This is a genomic window from Brevundimonas sp. UBA7534 (assembly GCF_002479325.1).
GTDB lineage: Bacteria > Pseudomonadota > Alphaproteobacteria > Caulobacterales > Caulobacteraceae > Brevundimonas.
The window spans coordinates 1,802-6,094 of sequence record NZ_DLMO01000050.1 but is presented as its reverse complement, the minus strand read 5'-3'; the positions used below and the strand labels follow the sequence as shown (position 1 = coordinate 6,094).

The 4,293-nt window shown below is 65.6% G+C and carries 3 protein-coding genes; 2 read left to right on the top strand and 1 reads right to left on the bottom strand.

Annotation, left to right across the window (positions count from 1 at the left end):
* The coding region (locus B2U11_RS03680; RefSeq protein ID WP_292070031.1) for a M2 family metallopeptidase at positions 1–1,403 on the top strand (1,403 nt) is incomplete at its 5' end.
* A gap of 95 nt (positions 1,404–1,498) precedes the next feature.
* Positions 1,499–3,478, top strand: a complete 1,980-nt coding sequence (locus B2U11_RS03675) for a TadE/TadG family type IV pilus assembly protein (protein WP_292070030.1) — start codon at positions 1,499–1,501, stop codon at positions 3,476–3,478.
* A 22-nt stretch (positions 3,479–3,500) separates the two neighbouring features.
* On the opposite strand, the gene B2U11_RS03670 is transcribed toward B2U11_RS03675, so the two are convergent.
* Positions 3,501–4,293, bottom strand: a 793-nt coding sequence (locus B2U11_RS03670) for an isopenicillin N synthase family dioxygenase (protein WP_292070029.1), incomplete at its 5' end; no start/stop codon positions are given.

Here is a 4,293-nt window from a genome sequence, read left to right as displayed (position 1 = left end):
CGCTCTTCCGATCTCAGGGCCTGCTCATCACCCTGGACGAAGCCTCGCTGATCCTGGCCGACAGCCGCGACCCGGCCGAAACCAAGGCCCTTTACGAAGGTTGGCGCACCATCTCGCCGGTGATGAAGGCCGACTACGCCCGCATGGTCGACATCGCCAACGAGGGCGCGCGCGAGCTGGGCTTTTCCGACACCGGCGCCCTGTGGCGCTCGGGCTACGACATGCCCGCCGACGACTTCGCCGCCGAGACCGACCGGCTGTGGGATCAGGTCAAGCCCTTCTACGAAAACCTGCACTGCTACGTCCGCGCTCGCCTGAACGCCAAATACGGCGACGCGGTCCAGCCGGACCACGGGCCGATCCGCGCGGACCTGCTGGGCAACATGTGGTCCCAGCAGTGGGGCAACATCTACGACGTGGTCGCGCCGACCACGGGCGGGGCGTCCAGCTACGACCTGACCGAACTGCTGAAGGCGGCCGACTATGACCCTGTCAAAATGGTCAAGACGGGCGAGGGCTTCTACACCTCGCTTGGCTTGGAAGCCCTGCCGCAGACCTTCTGGGAACGCAGCCAGATCGTCCGGCCGCGCGATCGCGAGGTGGTCTGCCACGCCTCGGCCTGGGACTTGGACAACGCCGACGACATCCGCATCAAGATGTGCACCAACGTCAACGGCGACGACTTCTACACCGTGCACCATGAACTGGGGCACAACTACTATCAGCGCGCCTACAAGAACCAGCCGATGCTGTTCCGGAACGGCGCCAACGACGGCTTCCACGAGGCCATCGGCGACTTCGTCGGCCTGTCGGCCCTGACGCCCACCTATCTGAACCAGATCGGTCTGTTGCAGACCACGCCGGGCGCCGAGGAGGACATTCCCTTCCTGCTGAAGATGGCGCTGGACAAGATCGCCTTCCTGCCGTTCGCCCTGATGGTCGACCGCTGGCGCTGGGACGTCTTCTCGGGCGCGACCACGCCGGATCAGTACAACGCCGCCTGGAGCGCGGACATGTTGAAATACCAGGGCCTGGTCCCGCCGGGACCGCGCCCGGCCGACGCTTTCGACCCCGGCGCCAAGTACCATGTGCCTGGGAACACGCCCTACACCCGCTATTTCCTGGCCCACATCTATCAGTTCCAGTTCCACCGCGCCGCCTGCAAGCAGGCGGGCTGGACCGGCCCGCTGCACCGCTGCTCCATCTATGGCAACACCCAGGTCGGCCAGCGCTTCAACGCCATGCTGGAGATGGGCCAGTCGCGGCCCTGGCCCGAGGCGATGCAGGCCTTCACCGGCGAGACGACCAACGACGCCTCGGCTGTCGCAGACTATTTCGCCCCTCTGAACGCCTGGCTGACCCAGCAGAACCGTGGTCATCAGTGCGGCTGGTCCGAAACCTAACGGCGATTAACCGTCACGGTTGGGGCTTCCCTTAACCGGGCGGCGCCACACTGTCGTCATGCCGGGCGGATCGCGCCCGACGGGGATCGATGATCTTGACGGTTCTGACCGCGCTTTCCGGGGCTTTGGCCCGCCTGTCGTCCGTGGCCGCAAGGCTGCGTGGCGACCGGCGCGGCAACGTCGCCATCCTGTTCGCCCTGGCCCTGCCGACGCTGGTCATGGTGGTGCTGGGCGGCATCGACATCCAGCGGGTGACGACCGTGCGCGCGAACCTCCAGGACGCCCTGGACGCCGCCACCCTGGCCGCCGCGCGTTCGCCCTATGTCGAAGACGATGACCTGACCGAAGTCGGGTTGAACGTGCTGAAGGCCAACATGCAGGGCTTTCCGGGCGTCACGATCAACGACTCGGCCATCCGCTTCAAGCTGGAGAACGGCGAGATCGTAGTGGCCAACGCCACGGTCGACGTGAAGACCCTGGTGGCCAACATCGTCCTGCCGCCCTACGGCAAGATCCTGGACGACACCCTGCCCGTGGGCGCCCACTCCGAGGTCAACCGCTCGACCAAGGATGTGGAAGTGGCCCTCGTGCTCGACATCACCGGCTCCATGTCGGGATCGCGCATCCGCGACTTGAAGGCCGCCGCCAACGACCTGGTGGATATCGTGGTGCAGGACGAGGCCCGCCAGGCGGTCACACGCACCCGGATCGCTCTTGTGCCCTATTCGATGGGAGTGAACGCCGGCGACTACGCCGCCGCCGCGCGCGGCGATATTCGCGGTCGAACCGACATCGACGCGGCGGACTGGGGCACGGGCTCGACCAAGGCGGTCAGCGGCGTGACCAAGGGAACCCAGACCACGGTCAAGGCCAACAGCCACGGTTTCCAGAACAACGACTACGTCTGGCTGACGGGCGTCTCCAGTTCGGGCGGGGGTTCCAGCCTGGCCTCACGCGTGAACAACAAGGCCTACCGGGTCCAGCGGGTGGACGCCAACAACGTGCGACTGCAGACTTGGAACGGTTCGTCCTGGGTCGAATACAGCACCTCGGGCTACAACAACTATTCGTCGGGCGGCACGCTTCGGAAATGCCAAGTCTCGACCTGCGAGGTGGTGGCCACCTCCGTGAACCACGGTCTACAGACCGGCGAGAACATCCGCATCGCCGACGTGCGCGGCCTGACCGTCCTGAACAGCGACAATCGCTCGGCCACGCGGCTGGACAAGGACACCTTCGTCGTCAACGGCCTGCTGCCCGACAGCGTGGGCAGCCAGACCTACAGCAGCGCCGGCGCCGACTACGTTCAGTGCCTGGAGCTCGGCTGCCAGTTCTACAAGTTCAGCAACTACTACGGCTCGACCCGCATACAAGAGGTGAAGACCTGCGTCAGCGAGCGCATCGGCGCGGGCATGTACGCCGAATCCGCGCCCGGCTCTGCTCCCGTGGGCTTGACCTATCCCTCGTCGGACAATCGCTGTCTGGACGCCACCATACTGCCGCTCACTTATAAGAAGGACGTGCTGAAGACCCAGATCAACAGCTATCAGCCCGTAGGATCCACCGCCGGCCAAGTCGGGGTCGAATGGGGCTGGTACATGGTCTCGCCCGTGTTCGGCGCCATCTTCCCCAGCGACAACCGCCCGGATCCGTATGACGCGCAAAAGCGGCTGAAGGTCGTGATCCTGATGACGGACGGGGAGTTCAACACCCCCTACTGCAACGGCGTGGTCGCCGGCGCCATCTCAGGCAGCGGCGACGTCAACCAGCACATCGGCTGTTCGCAATACACTGGATCCAACCTCAGGAACCAACCCGTCGGCCAATACAGCAATCCGTTCGCGCGCTCGGTGGAGATGTGCAAGCAGATGAAGGCCGCGGGCGTGATCGTCTATACGGTCGGCTTCGACATCAGCTCCAGCAGCGGCGGCGCCGGCGTGGACACGGCCAAGGAGGTGATGCAGCAGTGCGCCACCAACAGCGACCATGTCTACCTGCCCGAAAACGGCGCCTCGCTGAAGTCGGCCTTCGGCGCCATCGGCCGCAGCATCAGCCAACTGCGCATCACCCGCTGATCCCGCGTCGCCGCCCGCTTGGTCAGAGCAGGCGGATCTCGCGCAGGCGTTCGGTCAGATAGTCCTCCGCCAGGATGGTCTTGCCCGCATAGCGGTCCGGATTGTCCGGCGTGATCGCGCTGGGCAGGGTCTCGATCGGGAAGTCCGGGTTGAAGTGCAGGAAGAAGGGCGTCGAATAGCGCGCGAAGCCGCGCCGTTCGGGCGCCGGATTGACCACCCGGTGCGTCGTCGACGGCAGGACGTGGTTGGTCAGCCGCTGCAGCATATCGCCGATGTTGACCACCAGGGCGCCCGGCGGCGGGGCGATATCCAGCCAGCTGCCGTCCTTTTCCTTCAGCTGCAGGCCGGCCTCCTCGGCCCCGAGCAGCAGGGTGATGACGTTGATGTCCTCGTGCGCGCCGGCGCGCACGCCCGGCGCATCGGCCGGGACCGGCGGATAATGCAGCATCCTGAGCACGCTGTTGCCCAGTTCGACCTTGTCGTCGAAATAGCCGTCATCGAGCTTCAGGTATCGGGCGATGGCCTTGAGGATCTTGCGGCCCAGGGCGTCCAGATCTTCGAACATCCCATAGAGATGATCCCGGAACCCCTCGATCTCGGCCGGCCAGACGTTGTCGCGCATATATTGGCGATAGGGATGGCCCTCGGGCAGTTCCCGGCCGACATGCCAGAATTCTTTGAGGTCGACCGTGGTCGCGCCCTTGGCCGCCTCCACGCCGAACGGCGTCAGGCCGCGCGCCCCGCCCGTGCCCGGCTGGTGATAGCGGCGCTTGACCTCTTCCGGCAGGGCGAAGAAGGCCTTGGCGTCGTCGATG